Source organism: Streptomyces ureilyticus, from assembly GCF_011045025.1.
GTDB lineage: Bacteria > Actinomycetota > Actinomycetes > Streptomycetales > Streptomycetaceae > Streptomyces > Streptomyces ureilyticus.
This window is the reverse complement of sequence record NZ_JAAKZX010000501.1, coordinates 1-759: the sequence shown is the minus strand read 5'-3', so window position 1 is coordinate 759 and position 759 is coordinate 1. Positions and strand designations below refer to the sequence as shown.

The 759-nt window shown below is 69.4% G+C and carries 1 tRNA gene and 1 pseudogene; one reads left to right on the top strand and one right to left on the bottom strand.

Annotated features, from left to right (window positions below):
- Positions 1-142: 142 nt before the first annotated feature.
- A tRNA-Lys gene (locus G6048_RS48375) sits at positions 143-216 on the top strand.
- A gap of 138 nt (positions 217-354) precedes the next feature.
- On the opposite strand, the pseudogene G6048_RS48370 reads toward G6048_RS48375, so the two are convergent.
- Positions 355-759, bottom strand: a pseudogene (locus G6048_RS48370) (hypothetical protein); the annotation flags it as partial.

Below are 759 nucleotides of genomic sequence, written 5' to 3'. Positions count from 1 at the left end.
GGCTCGTCGCCCCCGACACCGCGCGGCCCTGGCTGCCGGGCCCTGAGGTCCTGCTCTGGGCGGCGGTACGCGCAGCTCGGGCGGCCCGTATATCGATTTTTCCTCCCGCCGACCAGGGTGCTAAGGTCTACGACGTCAGCAGGCGCCGCTAGCTCAGTTGGTTAGAGCAGCTGACTCTTAATCAGCGGGTCCGGGGTTCGAGTCCCTGGCGGCGCACGATAGCGATGGCGAGGTGTGTTCGCGGAAAGCGCGAACCTCCTCGCCATCGTTGTTTTTGCGCGGCTTCGCCGTGCGTTGTGGGGGCTCCGCCACCCACACCCCCGACGGGCGTGCTGTGACCGTCAGCCCGAGAGCTCACCCCGTCGAAATCGTCACCGTCCACGCCCCCGAAGCCGTGCGGTTCTCCACCTCCACCCGCACCTCCTCCCCCGGCACCGTGAAGCTCTCGCCGAGCCCGACCGGTGCGTCCGCGAGCGGTGGATAGACCGAGTCGTCCCGGCAGGCCGCGGTGTCGGGGTGTGCGTCGAGGACCTCGATCGGGCCGCCTCCGGACACGGCCTCACTGCGTACGCGATAGACGAGCACCCCCTGAGAACAGACGGCCCCGTCGTTCCCGACCGGCCCTCGCGCCTCGAAGGCGATCGCACTGTCCCGCCCGGTGAGCACCCAGGACCAGGTCTTGCTGGTCGAAGACGACAGTGACGGGCGCCGATACGTCCTGAAGGCGACCCTGGCCGAGGGCGGTGCGGAGGCAGTCCA